The sequence below is a fragment of the Methanothrix soehngenii GP6 genome, assembly GCF_000204415.1.
Classification (GTDB): Archaea; Halobacteriota; Methanosarcinia; order Methanotrichales; family Methanotrichaceae; genus Methanothrix; species Methanothrix soehngenii.
Window position 1 is genome coordinate 1,039,102 of sequence record NC_015416.1, and the last position, 19,348, is coordinate 1,058,449.

The 19,348-nt window shown below is 45.3% G+C and carries 19 protein-coding genes; 17 read left to right on the forward strand and 2 right to left on the reverse strand.

Annotated features, from left to right (window positions below; all coding sequences use genetic code 11):
* Positions 1 to 42: 42 nt before the first annotated feature.
* The 15 genes from asd (at position 43) to asnB (ending at position 15,021) form a co-directional block, all read left to right on the forward strand.
* Positions 43 to 1,071, forward strand: a complete 1,029-nt coding sequence (gene asd, locus MCON_RS05215) for an aspartate-semialdehyde dehydrogenase (RefSeq protein WP_013718976.1) — start codon at positions 43 to 45, stop codon at positions 1,069 to 1,071.
* A gap of 39 nt (positions 1,072 to 1,110) precedes the next feature.
* Positions 1,111 to 2,076, forward strand: a complete 966-nt coding sequence (locus MCON_RS05220) for a radical SAM/SPASM domain-containing protein (protein WP_013718977.1) — start codon at positions 1,111 to 1,113, stop codon at positions 2,074 to 2,076.
* Positions 2,077 to 2,078: 2 nt separating this feature from the next.
* Positions 2,079 to 2,543: an Lrp/AsnC family transcriptional regulator gene (locus MCON_RS05225; RefSeq protein ID WP_013718978.1), complete on the forward strand. Its 465-nt coding sequence runs from the start codon at positions 2,079 to 2,081 to the stop codon at positions 2,541 to 2,543.
* Positions 2,543 to 2,815, forward strand: coding sequence for a thioredoxin family protein (locus MCON_RS05230; protein WP_013718979.1), 273 nt, complete (start codon positions 2,543 to 2,545; stop codon positions 2,813 to 2,815). Before MCON_RS05225 ends, MCON_RS05230 begins: the two co-directional genes overlap by 1 nt.
* Before the next feature lie 278 nt (positions 2,816 to 3,093).
* The gene (locus tag MCON_RS05235) at positions 3,094 to 4,071 is read left to right on the forward strand and encodes an MBL fold metallo-hydrolase (protein ID WP_013718980.1); all 978 of its coding nucleotides are present in this window, start codon (positions 3,094 to 3,096) and stop codon (positions 4,069 to 4,071) included.
* Between the two features lie 291 nt (positions 4,072 to 4,362).
* Positions 4,363 to 5,295 (forward strand): glycosyltransferase family 2 protein, encoded by a 933-nt coding sequence (locus MCON_RS05240; RefSeq protein ID WP_232844347.1) that lies wholly within the window; start codon positions 4,363 to 4,365, stop codon positions 5,293 to 5,295.
* Positions 5,296 to 5,309: 14 nt separating this feature from the next.
* The gene (locus MCON_RS05245) at positions 5,310 to 6,416 is read left to right on the forward strand and encodes a glycosyltransferase family 2 protein (protein ID WP_202795831.1); all 1,107 of its coding nucleotides are present in this window, start codon (positions 5,310 to 5,312) and stop codon (positions 6,414 to 6,416) included.
* A 113-nt stretch (positions 6,417 to 6,529) separates the two neighbouring features.
* Positions 6,530 to 7,972 (forward strand): hypothetical protein, encoded by a 1,443-nt coding sequence (locus MCON_RS05250; protein WP_157863681.1) that lies wholly within the window; start codon positions 6,530 to 6,532, stop codon positions 7,970 to 7,972.
* A gap of 225 nt (positions 7,973 to 8,197) precedes the next feature.
* On the forward strand, positions 8,198 to 9,187 hold the full coding sequence (locus MCON_RS05255) for a GDP-mannose 4,6-dehydratase (RefSeq protein ID WP_013718984.1): 990 nt from the start codon (positions 8,198 to 8,200) through the stop codon (positions 9,185 to 9,187).
* Between the two features lie 8 nt (positions 9,188 to 9,195).
* Positions 9,196 to 9,918: a nucleotidyltransferase family protein gene (locus MCON_RS05260; RefSeq protein ID WP_013718985.1), complete on the forward strand. Its 723-nt coding sequence runs from the start codon at positions 9,196 to 9,198 to the stop codon at positions 9,916 to 9,918.
* Complete coding sequence (locus MCON_RS05265; RefSeq protein ID WP_013718986.1) at positions 9,908 to 10,795, forward strand: NAD-dependent epimerase/dehydratase family protein; 888 nt, start codon at positions 9,908 to 9,910, stop codon at positions 10,793 to 10,795. Before MCON_RS05260 ends, MCON_RS05265 begins: the two co-directional genes overlap by 11 nt.
* Positions 10,796 to 10,870: 75 nt before the next feature.
* Positions 10,871 to 11,314: a PssD/Cps14F family polysaccharide biosynthesis glycosyltransferase gene (pssD, locus tag MCON_RS05270; RefSeq protein ID WP_013718987.1), complete on the forward strand. Its 444-nt coding sequence runs from the start codon at positions 10,871 to 10,873 to the stop codon at positions 11,312 to 11,314.
* Positions 11,311 to 11,775 carry a glycosyltransferase gene (locus MCON_RS05275; protein WP_013718988.1) on the forward strand — a complete coding sequence of 155 codons (465 nt, stop codon included), beginning with the start codon at positions 11,311 to 11,313 and terminating at the stop codon, positions 11,773 to 11,775. The genes pssD and MCON_RS05275 overlap by 4 nt, the downstream gene beginning before the upstream one ends.
* 164 nt (positions 11,776 to 11,939) lie before the next feature.
* Positions 11,940 to 13,115, forward strand: coding sequence for a glycosyltransferase (locus tag MCON_RS05280; protein WP_013718989.1), 1,176 nt, complete (start codon positions 11,940 to 11,942; stop codon positions 13,113 to 13,115).
* A gap of 70 nt (positions 13,116 to 13,185) precedes the next feature.
* Positions 13,186 to 15,021, forward strand: coding sequence for an asparagine synthase (glutamine-hydrolyzing) (gene asnB, locus MCON_RS05285; RefSeq protein ID WP_013718990.1), 1,836 nt, complete (start codon positions 13,186 to 13,188; stop codon positions 15,019 to 15,021).
* A gap of 50 nt (positions 15,022 to 15,071) precedes the next feature.
* Here the strand turns inward: asnB and MCON_RS05290 are convergent, their stop codons facing one another.
* A complete protein-coding gene (locus tag MCON_RS05290) occupies positions 15,072 to 16,391 on the reverse strand; it encodes a glycosyl hydrolase family 28-related protein (protein WP_013718991.1) in 1,320 nt (439 codons plus the stop codon).
* Positions 16,392 to 16,769: 378 nt separating this feature from the next.
* On the opposite strand from MCON_RS05290, the gene MCON_RS05295 reads away from it, so the two are divergent.
* On the forward strand, positions 16,770 to 18,023 hold the full coding sequence (locus MCON_RS05295) for a lipopolysaccharide biosynthesis protein (RefSeq protein WP_048132930.1): 1,254 nt from the start codon (positions 16,770 to 16,772) through the stop codon (positions 18,021 to 18,023).
* A gap of 8 nt (positions 18,024 to 18,031) precedes the next feature.
* Here the strand turns inward: MCON_RS05295 and MCON_RS05300 are convergent, their stop codons facing one another.
* On the reverse strand, positions 18,032 to 18,388 hold the full coding sequence (locus MCON_RS05300; RefSeq protein ID WP_157863682.1) for a hypothetical protein: 357 nt from the start codon (positions 18,386 to 18,388) through the stop codon (positions 18,032 to 18,034).
* Positions 18,389 to 18,810: 422 nt separating this feature from the next.
* On the opposite strand from MCON_RS05300, the gene MCON_RS05305 reads away from it, so the two are divergent.
* A complete protein-coding gene (locus MCON_RS05305; protein WP_013718993.1) occupies positions 18,811 to 19,314 on the forward strand; it encodes a hypothetical protein in 504 nt (167 codons plus the stop codon).
* Positions 19,315 to 19,348 lie beyond the last annotated feature (34 nt).

The window sequence follows — 19,348 nt, forward strand, 5'->3', positions numbered from 1 at the left end:
CATCCCTAGCTTAAGTCCCCATCAGAATTTAGGTGATTTATAATGGCCAAGATCAAAGCAGGCGTCTTAGGTGCCACCGGTGCCGTTGGACAGCGTTTCATAGAAGGACTGAAGAGCCATCCCTGGTTTGAGCTCACCAGCCTTGCCGCATCGGAGAGGAGCGCGGGCAAGAAGTACCGCGAGGCGGCAAAATGGCGTCTGGAGAGCGAGCTTCCCGATGACATAGCAGAGATGACGGTGGTCAATGTCGACCCGAGAGAGGTGGATGCCGATATAGTCTTCTCCGCTCTTCCCGCTGCCGATGCCATGTCCGTCGAGCCTGCCTTTGCTGCTGCTGGCTGTGCTGTGGCCAGCAATACCAGCTCATATCGCATGGTGGAGGATGTCCCCCTTCTCATACCGGAGTGCAACCACGAACATCTGGACATAATAAAGGTGCAAAGGGAGAAGAGGGGCTGGGAGGGATTCCTCACCACCAATCCCAACTGCACAACCATCATGTTCACCCTTCCTCTCAAGCCCCTGATGAAGTTCGGGATAGAGAGCGTGCATATGGCCTCCATGCAGGCGGTGAGCGGAGCAGGCTATGAGGGAGTGCCATCCATGGCGATACTGGGAAATGTCATTCCCTATATCGGCGGGGAGGAGGAGAAGTGTGAGACCGAGCCCCAGAAGATCCTGGGCCATTTTGACGGGGAGAGGATCATCAACGCCAACTTCTCCATAAGCGCAAGCTGCCATCGGGTTCCGGTGATGGACGGCCATACCGAGGCCCTCTGGGTGAAGATGAGAGATAACCCCACCCCAGAAGAGGTGAGACAGGCCATGCTGGACTTCGATCCGGGCCTCGATGATCTGCCCACATCGCCCAAGAAGGCGCTCATCGTCAAGGATGAGCCCGACCGGCCCCAGCCCAGGCTGGACCGCATGCGGGGCAACGGGATGTCCGTCTCCGTGGGCCGGATCCGCTCAGGAATCAGGTTCATCTGCATGGGCCACAATACCGTGCGCGGAGCAGCAGGGGCGAGCATACTCAATGCCGAGCTTCTGGTAAAGAAAGGACTGCTCTAAATTGGCGGCATTTGAAAAGCAGTATGCTCTGATCGAAACATGTTGATAATAGCCTGGGAGTTGACGGCCGCCTGCAATTTATCCTGTCGGTATTGCCGCGCTTCTGCCTCTCATGAGCCGGACCAGGGCGAGCTGGACACAGATGAGGCCAAAAGGTTCGTAGAGAGCATTGCTCCCCTGAAGCCGATGCTCATCCTCAGCGGGGGAGAGCCTCTGCTGCGGCCCGACCTATTTCAAATCATCAGGCTTGCCGTATCTCTTGGCATCCGGGTCTCATTGGCCAGCAACGGAACCCTGATAACCTCGGGGCTGGCAGAGGAGATTGCCGACTCCGGGGTATCACGGGTGAGCATTAGCCTGGATGGAGCGGACGCAGCAATGCACGACCATGGCCGGGGCCAGGGGAGCTTCGAGCGGTCGATTAAGGGAATAGAAAATCTCCGCGGCCGGGTCGACTTCCAGATCAACTTCACAGTCACCCAGAAGAACCAATCCGAGCTCATCCGGATCTTCGACTTGGCGGAGAAGCTGGGTGCAGCTGCGCTTCACATCTTCTTTCTGGTACCTACGGGCAGGGGAAGGGAGGAGGACGTCATCACTCCCGTGCGGCAGGAGGAGATGCTCCGCCAGATCGAGGGAGAGATGGATCGAAGGACATTGGAGGTGCAGGTCACCTGCGCTCCCCAGTACGCCCGCTTGAAGAAGCCGGGTCATGGAAGAGGAAGCGGAGGATGTCTTGCCGGAAGGAGGTTTGTATTCGTATCCCGCAAGGGTGAGGTCTATCCCTGCGGCTATCTTCCTCTCCGGGTCGGAAGCGTCAGGGAAAAGAATTTTATAGAGATATGGGAGAACTCTCCCGAGCTTCAAGCCCTGCGTGAGGGAAGGCTGAAGGGAAAATGCGGCCGGTGCGAATTTTCCCGAAGCTGCGGCGGCTGCCGGGCCCGGGCCTATGCCCTGACTGGGGATTATCTGCAGTCCGATCCTTCATGCCGCCTGGAGGCATAAGGATGGATGAGATCGATCTTCGGCTGCTTTCCCTGGTTCAGGTGGGATTCCCTCTGACTCCCAAACCCTTCGAGGATCTGGGAGGACTCTTAAGCCTTGAGGAGAAGGAGGTCATTGAAAGGCTGGACGGTCTGCAAAAAGAGGGGCTAGTGAGGAGGATCGGCCCCATCCTCGACCTGCGCAGGCTGGGACGGAGCGGAATTCTGGCCGCTCTTCAGGTCTCCCCAGAAGAAGCGGATGGTTTGGCTGAGTTCGTTAATCAGTACCAAGAAGTCTCTCATAACTACCTCCGGCCAAATGAGAGCGGCTACAATATGTGGTTTACCGTCTCAGCAACTGAGGAGCGCATTCAAGAGGTGCTGGAGGAGATCAGAAAAAGCACCGGGCGAAGGATGCTTGTTCTCCCCACGGGCAGGATATTTAAGATCGGAGTCAAATTCGATATAATGTGTGAAGAGGAGGAATAATGACAAAGCCAATACTGATGGACTTTTATGCAGACTGGTGCGGGCCGTGCAAGCAGCAGGGTCCCATCTTCGAGGCATTGGCCGAGAAGATGAAGGATGTGGCTGATTTCAAGAAGATCAATGTTGACCGGGAGGGAGACCTGGCCATGGAGAAGGGCATATTTGTGGTGCCCACATTGATACTGGAGAGAGATGGCGTAGAGATCAATAGATGGATGGGGCTCGCCTCTGAGAAGGAGCTGGCCGATGCCATCAACAAGTCCTTAGAGTAATATAAGATGCTGGACGGCTCTTCGCTGAATTATGTGGGTGAGGTCTGGCAGAGAATATAGCTTCTGTTCCTCTGCGTCTCTGTGGTTGGGTCAGTGCACCACGGTTCGCCACAGAGGCACAGAGACACAGAGAATCTCCAATTCAAATTTACCCATGCCAAATAGCGAGGAGCCTGCTAGATTTAGGAGACCTTCCCAGGGTCCCAGCTTAATTAGCATCGATATTATTTGAAAAAAGCGACATCTTCTAAGCTTAGGGAAGAGGAGGGACAAAGAGGATGCAGGAAGGCGGCAAATCGAAGGGCGGAATTGAGCCAGTCAGAAGGATCAACAGCCGCGGCAGCTGTGCGCCCCACCTCGCCATTCGCTTCGATTCCCATCTATTCTCCATAGATACCAGCCGCGCTCCCAAGGCCTGCACCCAGCCGGATGCCTATCTCATCACCCATGCCCATAGCGATCACTATGGCAAGTCGGCCATGAACTCGCCAAGAGCGGTGGCTTCCGTCCAAACGGCCCGCGCTCTGGAGATTCGTTATGGCCGGGAGTACATGGGCCGAACCTTTGAGGTGGGCGAGAGCATCATGGTGGATGAGGTCAGGATTAACACCCATCCCACCGGCCACACCATAGGCTCCTCTGCCTTCTCCTGGCAGACGGAGACCGGGGAGAGGGTGCTGGTCACCGGGGATGTTAAGGACTACCATCACCTTCCTCGCTGCGACTATCTGGTCACCGAGGCCAACTATGGCGATCCCTATGATCCCTCCTGCATCTTCGAGGATGATCTGGCCGGATTTTATGAGGCTTTGGAGGAGGGGGCGAGCTTCGGGGCCTATGCCTTCGGCAAAGCCCAGAGAGCTGTGGCTCTGATGAGGGCCATGGGCTACAAGGATGAGATCGGCATGGACGAGAAGTGCCTGGCCCTGACACAGGAATTGATGAAGGAGGTGGCAGGACCCCTGACCCCGATTAACGGTAGCGGCTTTAATGTGGTCACACCCTGGAGCCTTTATCAGGTTCCGGGAAGAAATAAGTACTTTTTAACCGGGCGAAGGGATAGTCATTACCCCACCATCCAGCTCAGCGACCATCTGGACTTTCGGGGACTGATGAGGATGATAGAGCATATATCGCCCCGGAAGCTCCTGGTCTACCATCCGGCCAGCGAGAGGGCAAGCCTTTTGGCTCACTATCTGCAGCAATGCGGCATGGATACGACCTGTCTTGATCTGATCGAGGAGTATGTAAGGTGAGATCATAGATATGAAAAGAATTAAAGCAAGCTACTTATCCAATTTTCCCGATCATATATACAATAATTACCTGCATCAATATATATGACCATGCCAGCAGCTGAATTGATTCGATGATAAGAGGCACTGGCGCAATAGCTTATGCTACAGAAAATGATAGCCCAAAGCATTTTTATATTCCTTGTGCCCTGCAATAGTCAGCTGATTATGCTGCCAGAATATTATAGAATTAATTGGTCGAATCGTAATGCAGTAATGGCCATTTTTATTATTATTGCATAGCAAGGATGGGTGGAGACTTTGGTGGGGGAGATCACAGCCATATTGCCTGCCTATAACGAGGAGGTATCCATAGGCAGCATCGTCCTGCGCACCCGCAAGTTCGCTGACCGGGTGATAGTAGTAGATGATGGCAGTCTCGACCGAACCGCTGAGGTTGCAGCGCTGGCAGGCGCTCAGGTGCTGCGCCATGAAATGAACCTGGGAAAGGGAGCGGCCCTCAAGACTGGCTTCTCCTTACTCAATGGCGATGCAGTTATCGTCACCATCGACACCGACGGGCAGCACGATCCGGCTGACATCCCACGCCTGGTTCGTCCCATACTAAAGGGAGAAGCGGATATGGTCAACGGCAGCCGTTATCTCAACGGCAATAAGAGAGATACGCCCATATATCGTCGAATGGGCCAGAAGGTTCTGGATGTGGCCACCAACATAGGCTGTGGCCTATCAGTAACCGATACCCAGAGCGGATTCAGGGCCTTTGCTGGCCGGACCAAGGGGATATTCCGTTTTGAACAGAAGGGGCTGGCAATAGAGAGCGAGATGCTGGCCGACGCCGCTTCTGCGGGCCTGCGCATCAAGGAGGTAGAAATCGGGGTGCGCTATGATGTGAATTGCTCCTCAGAGAACCCAGTGGTCCATGGACTCAGGGTACTGATCAATGTCTTACAGGACATGCAGCTGCGAAAGCCTCTAATATGCTTCACCATTCCTGGATTGGCAATGGCGGCGGCAGGAATATTAATGGGGCTGGAATTCCTCCAAGCCTTTGCTCATGGAGGGAGCCTGCAATACGGCCTTGCTTTAATAATGATCTTGCTTGTGCTGCTGGGATCATTTCTCGCGCTCACAGGTATGGTTCTCCATATACTCTCGAGGGTTATGCACGAGTTTAAAAGAGAGCTCATGGCGCAGGGAAGGCAAAACAAGGAGGCGGACTAGCTAAGAGGATCACTATGGAGAGACAAATGAGAGGGCACGCCGGAGACGGGGACGAATTAGCCAGCATAATAATAGTCCTTTACAATAGCAGTCGCTATATTGAACCATGCATTGAATCTATCATGAGGCAGGACTATCCTCATGAGATCATTGCAGTCGATAATAATTCCAGAGATGATAGCTGCCAGATCCTGAAGGAAAAATACCCCCATGTCAGGCTGATCAAAAATCAGGAGAATGCTGGTTATGGGGCAGGAAATAATGAAGGAGTTAAATATGCATCTGGCAAATATATCGTCATTCTCAATCCTGATACCATTGTGGAAGAGAGATGGTTAAGAGAGCTCATCGAACCATTAAGAAATGAGGATAAACTCATCACCACTCCTAAAATCCTTACATATGACGGTGAGCTTATCAATACCTGTGGCGCTATCAATCATTTCTCAGGCTTAACTTTCACCAGAGGATTGGGATGTCCCATTGATATGCCATTCTGCAAAACGCGGGTTAGCGGATTCTCTGGTTGCTCTTTTGCAATTAGACGAGATCTCTACTTAAGCCTTGGCGGTTTTGATCAGAGATTTTTCATGTATAATGATGATGCTGATTTGTCGTGGAGAGCCAATTTAAACGGATTCAAAATACTATATATCCCTCAATCGACTGTCAAGCACGATTATACTCTGAAAATGTCACCTAAAAAACTATACCATTTAGAGAAAGGAAGATACACAATCCTGAGAAAATACCTCTCCACAGAGTGTTTGTTGCTGCTTGGTCCTTCTTTGCTGATCACAGAAATACTAACATTCGGCTTTGCCTCAAGACATGGCATGGCATATTTATATAATAAGATGCTTGCCATGTTGCATGGCTTAACGGATGAAATCACGCCTGTTAAAGGAAATTCTCACCTTCTGATTGGTTCATTAGATGATAGGATTCCGGATGATCAACTGACCACATACAAGCTGGATGTCTTTATCATAAGGTCAATTAATTTTATATATTCATTTAACTTTTCTTGTCTAAAGGCCATAAAGATGTCGTATCAAAAGCAGATCGAGAAGAGAGTGTTGCAGATATCTCATAGATTGCTGAATAATCCCGTTGATTGAATAAATTTGAATCATATGACTGAAGCACATATATGCTAAATCTGCCAATTGCCCTCAATGATTCGAGAATTAAGAAGTTATATCTGATCACATTCGCTATTTCCTGTTGCTATTTGCTCCTGCACTTCAATAGCTCGATTGATGGTTTTGCACCGCTTCAAGTAGGCGCAATAGATGAAACGGTTGACAGGGGAGTTCTGCTCGATGCATACAGAAATACCGTTCCTACATTTTATGTATTGGGTTCAGAGCTGGCAATGGTATTAAATGAAAATTGCCGCTTTTTATTATATTCCCCAGTTCAGCTCATACCCTATGCAGTGCTTTTTTTTGTTCTGATGCTAAAGATTTCCAACAGTTATTTTTTGGCTAGCTTGGTATCGATTGCTGAGTTGATGACTGGATTCACAGGGACCCAACGGATCTTCTTTTGGCCGCACGGTGTAGGAAATATATTATATTTTGCTCTACTAATATTATTCTTATTAACTTTTTATAATAAGGATAAATCCGGGTGGCAATATCACCTCATGACCGTATTGATAGGGATTTCCCTGGTGTTTACATCATATGATGTTATTTTCACATATCTTCTCTTTTTGTCTTCATATATAGTTTATACAATGTTATTTAATAATCCTGCATATTTAAATAGGTATAAACCTGATTATAGGCAGAGCCAATCGATAAAATTATTCACTTTGTTGATAATTATTGAGATGGGGCTCACAGAATTCGTCTACGATAATTTTATTTATGCTCTGAAATCACCCGAATCCTTCACTATGTCTGTGCTGGATAAGTTCTTATTAGCCTATTTTTCTACGAATATTAAAGATAACATTATAAGAGATATGTATATTCAATACCCAGGATCTATAAATTTCTATGGCTATATTAAGTATTTCATTCTTTTAGCATTCCTTGTTTTGTTTTTGATTAGTTTTATATATAATACAAATGTAAGGTATAAAAGAGAGACGGCATTTGTTATATCGATATTGTCCTCTATGCTGATTTGGGCAGCCATTCGCTTATTAATAGGTCATGTTGAAATCGGATTTTTTTATTACCCAGCCATATTCAGCATAGCCTGGCTGTATAGGAACGGAGGATCTTTTAAGAGATGGGCAACGATTGGCGTGATAATATTATTGATCCTGAATCCTATCTATCACATCCTCATATATAATTCAAACCTATCTAATAAAGATATAGATAAGTTTGACTATATCAATATGCCTTTATCGTGGTGTAAAGAAGAGACGAATGGGGCCCAGACGAAAAGCGATGAGCTCACAAAAAATTTCTATCTTTTGGAATACAGATCTAATAACTTCCAGACCTTTGATGAGAATGACGTTGCATTCCTCCTGAACAGGAGAGAGCATAGTCCTAATGACCTTTTTGTTATAAACAGAGACTTAAATATATTGAATATAGGAAATTGGATTCAGATAAAACCCTGGAGAATCTCTGACGATATATTGAATGGAAATAAAAAAATAAATAAGGTTTTGAGTACGGACAAGATCTTCATTTACATGAAACGTTGATTCACATTCTATTTGACTAGATAATTATATTTTAACAGATTTGCGATCAATGACCCTGCATTTTCAGATTCCTGTATGCAAAATTAAACTTCATATCAGGAAGATCTGCATAGACTATAAATATAGCTATAAAGATAGCCGATTGAATCCGGATAGATCACCATGATGCAGGGTATCCTAAGTGCTAAATGGCTTGTATATAATGAATAGATTAGAGGCTGTAGAATGGATAATCATTGGAGCAGAAAAAAGGTATTAGTCACTGGAGCAGGTGGCTTTATAGGGAGCCATCTTATTGAGCGTCTTATAGATTTAGGCGCTGATGTAAAGGGCTTTGCAAGATACAATTCGAGGAACGATTGGGGATTGCTGGAGATAATCCCATCCCAAAAGCTCGATTCTCTGCAGATCATTTCAGGAGATCTTCAGGATTATGATGCGGTATTTAGCGCAGTTAGAGACGTAGATGTTATTTTTCATCTCGGATCGTTGATATCAATCCCTTACTCATATATTAGGCCCAGAGATACTATTGAAAATAACATATTAAGTACATTGAATATCCTCACGGCAGCGAGGGATTTGGGTGTGGAGAAGGTCGTCCATACATCCTCCAGCGAGGTCTACGGCACAGCCTTATATGTGCCCATCGACGAAAAGCATCCACTTCAGGGCCAGTCCCCCTATTCCGCCAGCAAGATAGGAGCGGATAAAATAGCGGAGAGCTTTTATTGCTCTTTTGATCTGCCTGTGGCAACGATCAGGCCCTTTAATACATACGGACCCAGGCAGTCTGCGAGAGCGATAATCCCCACGATCATAACTCAAGCTATTGAGCAAGAGAAGATAAAATTGGGATCCTTATTCCCTACACGGGATTATACATTCGTCAAAGACACCGTAAATGGATTTATAAGGACGGCTGAATCAAAAAGCTCCATTGGAGAGGTGATCAACATCGGTTCAAATTTTGAGATATCCATGGGGGACCTGGCCCAGAGAATCTCATCATTATTGAACAAAGATATTATGATAATGCAGGATTCGTCAAGAGTCCGACCTCTTAAAAGCGAGGTAAAGAGACTGTGGTGTGACAATGCAAAAGCCAAGAGATTGCTGGGATGGGAACCGCAGGTCTCCTTAGATGAGGGCCTGAAGGAGACAATAGAATGGATTTCCGAGAATAAAAAAATGATCAAATTAGTAAAATGCTAGGAGAGTAAATGAAGGCCGTGATCCTCGCGGGTGGGCTGGGCACGAGACTCAAGCCCTATACTACCGTTTTTCCCAAACCTCTCATGCCTATTGGAGAGTCACCCATTTTGGAGATAATCGTCAAGCAATTGAAAGCCAAAGGCTTCAATGAGATCACCCTGGCAGTTGGACATCTATCGGAATTGATTATGGCTTTTTTTAATAACGGCAGCAAATACGGGCTAAAGATAGAATATTCTAAAGAAGAGAAGAAACTTGGAACCGCCGGGGGGTTGGGCCTGCTAAAGAACAAGCTAGAGGACGATTTTCTGGTGATGAATGGTGATGTCCTGACAGGCCTGGATTTTTCTGAATTCCTTGAATTTCACAAAGAAACGGGATCAATAGCAACCATAGCGCTCAATAGAAGACACGTTGATATTGATTTCGGCGTGGTTGAGCTCGATGAGAACAGGACTCTCATTGGATATATCGAAAAGCCAAAGATCGATTATCTGGTAAGCATGGGCGTTTACGCATTTAATGAAAGCATTCTCGAATATATACCGTCACACGAATATTTGGATATCCCAGATTTGATGAAGAGATTGCTCTCCGAAGGGGAGAAGGTCAATGGTTTCATCCATGATGGATACTGGCTGGATATCGGAAGGCCAGATGATTACATTAAAGCTAATGAAGATATACAGAAAATATATCGCGAGCTGGGAGTAAGCATAGATGAGGCTTAGCGAAAAGCGAGTGATAATCACTGGCGCTAATGGATTCGTGGGCAGGCATCTGGTCAATGCGCTCAACGGAATGGGCTCGTCAGTCACATTGCTTAAGGACATCAATGGAAATAGCTTAGATATAAGGAAAAAGAATCTCATCAAAAGCAGTTTAGATTATTTAAGCGATGTAGATGTCATCTATCATCTAGCAGCGATAGCTTCGGTAAACTCATCATATGAGAATCCCCACGATACCTATGAGACAAATGTTCTGGGTACTTTAAATATATTGGAGCTTTGCCGATTATATGATATAAATAAAATTGTTTATGCAAGTTCTTATGTTTATGGGAAGCCGCATTATCTGCCCATCGACGAAAATCACATGACGAATCCAACCAATCCATATTCGAGAAGCAAGTTGATTGGCGAAGAACTCTGCAAATCATATCATGATGATTTTGGAATAGAATGTATAGTTCTCAGGCCGTTCAATATCTATGGGCCCGGTCAAAGATCCGATTTTCTGATCCCAATGATTATATCCTGCATTAAAAGCGGAGAAGTTATCGTGAGAGACCCAGAACCCAAAAGGGATTTCATTTACATTACCGACATGATCGATGCCTATATCAGAGCAGGCGAATACGAAGGCGATTTTGATATATTTAATATCGGATATGGGGAGAGCTATAGCGTTAAGGAGATAATTGAAAAAATTATAAAGCTACATGGATCAGAGACCAGGGTAATTTACCGAGGAGAAAGGCGCAGAAACGAGATAATGGACTGCTATTCGAGCACCAAAAAGGCTAAAGATATCCTTGGCTGGAGCCCCCACATTAATATAGATGAGGGCTTGAGACTGATGATAAATAGCCTGAATCCATGCTGAAGATTCGCGTCCGATCTTCAAGAGACAACTTCATAAGACGAGCTGATGAAAATAGCAATTAATGGTAGAGGATCTATGAAGATAGCGATTGTATGCTCTCATGGAGGACATCTCACTCAAATGCTATATCTGATGGATGCATTTAAAGGTAACGATATTATAATTATTACCTATGACTCCAAGAGAACGCAAGAGTTGGATTATAAAAAATATTTAGTGAAAAATATAGGCTATAATCCTGTGAGGATGCTCACGGCAGCAATTACATTTCTCAGAGTATTTTCAAGATACAGGCCCGATCTTATAATCAGCAATGGATCTGAGATAGCCATCCCTGCATTATACATTGGGAGACTACTGGGCGCGAAAATCATATTCATAGAGAGCTGGGCAAGGGTGAATAATCCTTCCCTCACCGGCAGGCTTGTATATCCTATTGCGGATCATTTTTTGGTTCAATGGCCGCAGTTGATTTCCAAATATGGAAAGAAAGCGGTATTTGAGGGGGCTTTAATATGATCTTCGTGACCGTTGGCATGCATAATCAGGGTTTCGACAGACTAATAGAAAAATGCGACCTTCTTGCAGGACAAATCGAGGATAAAATGATAATACAAAAGGGATCTACCAGTTACTGCCCGCGAAATGCCGAATACTTCGACTTTGCCAGCAATGAAGAATTCCTGAAGCTCATAAGACAATCCTCCACAGTAATAACCCATGATGGTGCAGGCTCTATTCTCAACTGCCTCCTGAATAAAAAAAGGACTATTGTCGTGCCAAGATTGAAGGAGTATAATGAATGCAGATATGACAATAAATTGGATTTGGCTTTGGAATTGCATAAGATGAAAAAGATACATCTGGTAACAGATCTTGCTTTGCTTACTCCAGAGTTAATTAGAGAAGCAAAAGCTGCAAATAGCGACCAATTTGAGAATACTTTGCTTATTAATATTAAAAAATACATAACAAAATAACGTTGTGGGTAATACGGTTATTGACATGAAAAAATCTATATAAAAAATAATTTGCGAGCATATAATTACACATTCATTGACATGATGTGTTTATGGTTAGATCAAAAAAAATGCCCAGCATCTTTATGGATAACGAAACAAGGTAGATAACGAGGGTTAAATCGATGTCAAACCGAAAAAGCCTCCTGGCAATTACCCCTACCTACAACTATTTTGTCAAAGATCAGATAGAGTCCATATCCAGTGATTTTAAATCGATTGATGTCTTCGTATACCATAATCCAATCACTGAGATATCAAATTATTTGCCCATTCACGAGTTGAGCCTCTTTACAAAAAAGTCCCTAATAGAGTATTCTGGCAAGCCAGAGAATGTGTCGGTATCAACAGTTCCGACCTTTTTTATCCCCATTGATTATCAATACCGCCATTTAGGAGAGAAGCATTATCGAAAGATTTTAAATATGATTGTCCAGAAGAAGCGGGAGCCCGACCTTATTCATTCTCATTTCGTATGGACATCGGGCTATGTGGGAGCCAGGCTAAAGGAAAGATACCATATACCACTGATCATCTCAGGATACGGATATGACCTATATGATCTACCATTCAAGAATCCTCAATGGAGAGAGAGAATCCGGGGCATATTGAACGATTCTGATTGCATAATCACCGTCAGCAACCGCCTCGCGGATTATATTAGGAAACTAGATGTAAATACACCGGTAGAGATCTTGCCAACAGGATATGATGGCAAACGCTTCTATCCCCGCGATCAGCAGGCATGCAGAAGAACATTAAGACTGCCTGAGAAAAAAAGGATAATCCTGACCATTGGAAGCCTGGTAAAGGTTAAGGGGCACATAGACCTCATCCATGCCATCAGTGAGCTTGAAGGAAGATCAAAAGACATTTTATGTATAATCTTAGGAGAGGGAAATCTCAGAAATGAACTGCAGAAGGAGATAAAAAAATGTGGCCTCGAAGAGGTCATAAAGCTCGTTGGAAGGAAGCCCAGAGAGGAGCTCCCTCTGTGGATAAATGCCTGTGACATATTTGTGCTGCCAAGCTTGAACGAGGGAAACCCTACGGTGATGTTTGAGGCTCTGGCCTGCGGCATACCTTTTGTTAGCACCGATGTGGGCGGGGTCTCAGATATCATCACATCAAAAGAGTATGGCCTCATATGCGAGTGCAATGATTGCATGGATTTATGCAATAAAATGCTCGATGCGCTGAATATAAAATGGAATAGAGATGCAATCCAAAGCCATGCACTGCAATATGAATGGGACAGACAGAGACAGAACCTGCTTGAAATTTATAAAAAATTCATGTGATCAGCTGAATTGCAGTCATGCAATAATATAAGAGCCATTTGGATTTAGTTAGAGGATTCTGAGGACGATTATGTGTGGAATCAATGGTTTTAACTGGAAAGACGAATATATAATAGAAAAAATGAACTCCAGTTTGCGGCATAGGGGTCCAGATGATGAAGGAATTTATGTCGATGAAGAGGTTTCATTAGGGCACTTGCGCCTGTCCATCATCGACCTATCCGAAAATGGCCATCAACCGATGTCTGATCGTCAAGATAAATTTTTTATAATATATAACGGAGAGGTTTATAATTTTCAGGCTCTTAGAGAGGAGCTGGAATTACTGGGATATTCATTTAAATCCAATACGGATACAGAGGTCATATTATATTCCTATATGCAATGGAAAGAGCGATGTCTGGAAAAGTTCAATGGAATGTTTGCCTTTGCAGTATACGATTCTGAAAGCAAGAGACTTTTTTTGGCGAGAGATCGTATGGGAATTAAGCCGCTATATTATTATTTCGATGAAAAAAACGAAGTTTTTTTGTTTTCTTCGGAGATTCCACCCCTGCTGGAACACAAGATCGATATCGAACCGAACAAAAAGTTGATAAAAGATTATTTACTTTATAATGTATCGGATCACACTGACGAGACTTTCTTTGGCGGGATAAAGAAGATTCCCAAAGGCTGCTATGCCACCTTTGATCTCATGCGATGTGAGTTAGAGATAAAAGAGTGGTATAATATAAAATATAATGAGAGATTCGCAGGCACATACGAGGAGGCAATATCTACATTTAGAGATTTGATGGTGGATAGTGTGGATATCAGATTGATCAGCGATGTTCCAGTGGGCACATGTCTGAGCGGGGGAATCGATTCATCTGCCATTGCATGCTTGATAAACAGGAAAATGAAGATAAAGACATTTTCAGCGGTCTACAATGGCTATGAGAGAGATGAATCAAGATACATATCGATTGTGGCAGAGAAGACGGGCATGGCCAACTACAGAGTTCACCCCACTGCGGAAAAGCTGAGAGAGGATTTGTTTAAAATTATTAAATTAATTGGAGAGCCTTTTCCCTCCGCCTCCATTTATGCCCAAAATTGCGTGCAGAAATTGGCCAAGGGCAATGATGTCACTGTGGTGCTGGACGGTCAGGGTGCAGATGAGCTTCTGGCTGGATATCACTATTTTCTAGGTTTTTATCTAGTAGACTTATTAAAAACCTTAAGGCTAAAGAGGTTCGCCTCTGAATGCTACAATTTGATTAAGGGCAAGGAATATATGATCGGCATCCAGTCTTCATTATATCTTTTGCTGCCCATATTTATAAGAGAGCAGATTTTTCTGCGCGAATCCCTGCTATCCAGAGAAATGATGAACGGATCCGTTGCCACGACAGAATACTTTAAAAATTTTTCCGATTGCAGATCCTTGGGACAATCCCTGGAGTTCCATCTGAAATACCGGCTAGAGCAGCTATTGAAATGGGAGGACAGAAACTCAATGGGAAATCAAACCGAATCACGAGTTCCGTTTCTTGATTATAGAATAATTGAATTCATATCGGGATTGCCTGACGACTTCATAATAAGAGAAGGAAGAACTAAGGCACTGCTCAGGGATGCGATGATCGATATCGTGCCCAGTGAGATATTAAAGAGACGGGATAAGATCGGATATGAGACCCCTGATGCATATTGGCTGAAGACCGAGGACTTCGAAAAGCTTTTGAGCGATTGGTTTTTAAGGGGCGAACCCCTGTGCAGAGAGTACATTGATCTGAAAAAGCTGCGCCATCAGATAAAAGAGCATATACATAAGAACAAAAATCACGCTCGAAATCTATGGAAGGCCATCTTCCTGGAAGCCTGGCTTAAAACCTTTTTTCCCAACAGGAATCGGATGTAAGCCTCGAGGGCCAAGGCTCATGGACCCCGAGAGCCTTGAAATATTCTCATTCAGACATCTGGAAGACCGAATCCATACGATCCCTGATTATTGAGCGTTCCCTCCACAATCATCGATCCAATGGAGGAAGAATAGCAGTACATGATATTAATGCTCGTCCCCGGAGCACAGTCTATGGTATGCTTTGCAGGTATGAATACGGTTCCGATCAGCGTTGCCATTGCTGTGCTTGGATCGATGCCCCGGAGATAGGCGCAGGCATATGAGGCATTGACTGCGCCCCCGCGCAGAGTTGCTGTCGCAGATCCCAATACATGCAATGCATAATATCCATCCAAAACGCAATTTTCAAGGGTTGCTGCCGTGGGACCATCGATGTCGGCGTCTATATAAGATGCCCCTCCATAAGAGCTGGCTTTATTCCGGTCCGATTTGAAGAAGGACTCCTTGATATGGACTCCAATCGAGCTATGAATCAATAGACCATATGCATTCGGACTCGCAGTACAATCCATGTTGACGCTGGACATCTGCAGATCATTTATGCACCATATGGTGAGAGGGGAGGCAATGCACGATATGTCTTTTACCACAATGCGGTCTTTTGTCCGAGTTTGGTAATCGTTATTCCCATGGATTGTTAGCCCGGTTCTGCAGCGTTCAAAAACACAATCAGAGACAACAGTATCCTGTGCGGTATCAAGGAGTATGCCCTCCAGGCTGCAGTCTCTGGCAACTACATTGGTTATGGAAGAATGCGATTCAGATCCCATCCCATTATTTCCCAGGTACAAGCCGGTTCCATATGAGTTCTTAAACTCAAGGTTGTAGTAATTGCCGCCGGACCTGGGGCTGCCGGTCAATATCAGCGAAGCGCCATCTTTGTACCATTGTTCCTGATTGTCCCTGTTGCCATCAAAGGTCATATTGGCAACAGTAAAGGCGGTAAAACCCGGATCCAGAGAGATTGCACGGTTGAGCATCATCGCTACAGGATGGCCGACGGAGAATTGGTTTGGTTTTAATTTTAGTACGGTTATGCCTGCCCCATAGCCGAAGATGTGGACATTCTTGTTGCCCAATATAGGAATGCAGATCCAGAAAGGATTCAAATCCCCTTCGTCCAAGTAGAATTGAGTGTCCGCGCTGAGAAGGTACTCCCCATTGGAGATTAAGACATTGCCATTATCGGGGACGAAAGTTATGGCCTCTGTTATTACTCGAGAGTCGTCAGTTCCAGCCACACCGCTGGAGATCACATTGCCACCAACATCCCTAGCAATGATCGATCCGCCTTCGATAGATACGATAACATGATATACAATATCATTCAAATTTTTTATATCAGATCCCTCTGATAGTGAGCTCATTTTGCCGTCCTCCCAACATAATCAGGTCCACACCGATCTGCACAGTCATCAATTTTCTCCCAGTTGAGCGCAAGTGAACGCACCCTATCTGGCCGCAGACACCAGGCCTTTTCCGCTTCAGACTCAGTCCCGTAAAGGCAACAACGGCCATATTAGCACACTTGAGCCTCTAATACCTATTTCTCGTTGCTATATAAATAACTTTTTGATTTTTCGATATATGTAATAATGATCGTCTGACCATATATGGCTTGGGCTTTCGACTGCTCTTGCATGAAAGCATTTATACAACCAAGATCAGATACAAGATTAGATACGAATCAGTGGCGTCCAATTCATAAATCTGGCCTACAATGTCTTATGGCCTGGAAACCAGTCATGAACTTCAATCTGCACCGTTATCTGAGCTGCAAAGCAATCGCAGGAATGGCCGGAGATGGTTTATATAGAACATCCTTCTTCATGGCCTTCGCCAACATCATGAGCGCAGGATGCGGCTTCTTCTTCTGGATTATCGCTGCCAGGCTTTATGCCCTAGAGCAGGTGGGCCTGGCCACAGCGCTCATATCATCTCTTGCACTCGTCGCTCTCTTCTCAACCCTTGGCTTTGACTCCTCCATCATCCGCTTCCTTCCCCTGGAGGATAAGGGGAAGGTCATAAGTACGAGCTTTTTTGTTACCACCGGAGCCAGCATCATCTTCGGTGGAATATGCATCTTACTGATGATGATTATGACTCCCTCCATGCCATTTTGGCAGGATCCGGGTAATTCTCTGGCCTTCATTCTGGTAGCAGCCCTGAACTCAATCGCTGTCATGGGAGGATACGCCTTTGTTGCTGACAGAAAAGCGGACCATTACTTCTTGCAGAATCTCTTGCAGGCAATTCGAATTCCAGCCCTTGTGCCTCTCGCTTTCCTGGGCGTCTTCGGAATCTTCGGCGCTATTGGCCTGGGGTATTTGACCGCAGCGCTCTACAGCCTGACGAAGATTCAGCTGAGCATATGCCGGATCAGGCCACAGGCAGACCGGGAGTTCATACGCAAGTCCTTGCGATTCTCCTCTTTAAACTACCTCTCTAGCCTTCTATATGCTGCACCTACCCTCATGATGCCCATACTGGTGCTGAGCCTGCTCGATGAAGCTGAAGCCGCAAAATACTATATCGCCTTCGCTCTGGGCACTCTGGTGCTTATCATCCCCAGCTCCTTTGGGACCTCCCTCTTTGTGGAGGGGAGTCATGGAAATAGCCTCAAGAAGAGCGCCTTTCGCGCAGGAGGCGCAAGCCTGATGATAATGCTCCCCGCCGTGTTGGTTCTCTTCTTCTATGGCGACCAGCTACTTGGACTTCTCAGGGGAGAGTACGTGGAGGGATTCGGCCTTCTGAAGATCATCGCCCTCTCTAGCTTTCCTGTGGCCTGTTATTCCCTATTCATCCCCATTCAGAATGTGAGGATGAGGGTTGAGAGCATAGTGAAGCTGAATGCCCTCAGGTGCATCCTGCTACTTGGATTGAGCTATGTTATGGTAAATCGATACGGCATCCTGGGAGCTGGATATGCCTGGATGATAACCTATATGGTGATCGTTATTTGGGTGGGATGGGTGGCATTAAAGGAAAAGTGGATTTGAAATTATATTTAAAGAAGCTGAGTTACCGACCTTGCTGAGACATTGAGGATACGGGTGGTTATCTCAATAAACAAAATCTCCTGTTGGTGCCGATCGATCCCGAATGCATCGCTTATCAACTGTTTTTCCATCTCCAGGGCGATTAATCTCGTTTGCACCTGGGTGATTTTATGATGCTTGCCGAGTTCTGCAATGACATTCATAAAATAGCCAACGCTGTGCAACCTATCAGAGGAGAGGCTCTTGACAAGACCGCACTCCGTACAATATGGATGGGGCTTGAGTCCTCGATCCCGCCCTTCAAAGTAATGGGGTAGCCAGATCTTCTCCTTGCTCCCTGATATCTTATGTTCGCAGCAATTCATACTCATACCATAAGGAGTTCAAGAGCTTTAAAAAACCATTGGTTAAATTATGGAACTGCGAGACAATTGCAGTATCATGGGAAGGATGCCGTATATGAGAGGCAAATTTTTTTAATGACATTTTATTAAACTTTTATATAACATGACGTTAGGATTTTAACCAGAGCAATATATATTTAAAATTATAATTTTTTTGTTTAATAATAGTATTCCTTGATAAAATGCTTTGATGAACCTTTGCGCGATAATCGATTCCTTAGAGTAGGACTACAATCTGTCGGAATCAAAACGTAGAAGCCATACCCTTTATCGGCGGGGAGTAGTCACCCACCGCAAAAGGCAAATAGAAAAGTAGAAATGGATTTCAGGCTATTGCTGCTATCAAAGAATCCCAGATCGAATACACACCAGGACATCTGAACATGTATGAACTCAACTACGATCTCTGGCAGGAGATGATCGAGGATATAGCTTTTGAATATGCGCCTCTCTTCTCCATCATGCATGAAGCAGCAAGAGAGCTACCCCTCTCCCGGGCTCTGATCGATGATCTTTTGAGAACAAGAGAGCGGAAGATATCGACAGAACCATGGCAAATGTGGCTTCAGATCGATCCGATCGATGACAATATCGGCGGTTTTAGAATCTACTTGATGGCCTCAGAGGAGCTGGATGCCATAAAAGAGCTTATGTCAGAGATTGCAGAAGATCATGGAATCTCCCAGGAAGAGATAAATGCCTTTGAGGTTGAGCACGGTCTGGACATGCTGGGAGATGTCTTTGAGGTGATCAGAGATAGATACGAGATTCTTCCGGAGATCAGAGGAGGCAATATCATCTTTTCCCTGATGGCTTTCGACAGCCAGGATATAGACGACAGCAAGGGAAACGATATCTTCTGGAGCGGGGAGGCTTATACAAATTAGTTCAGCAAATGCTTAGGTAAGGCACAAAGATGGC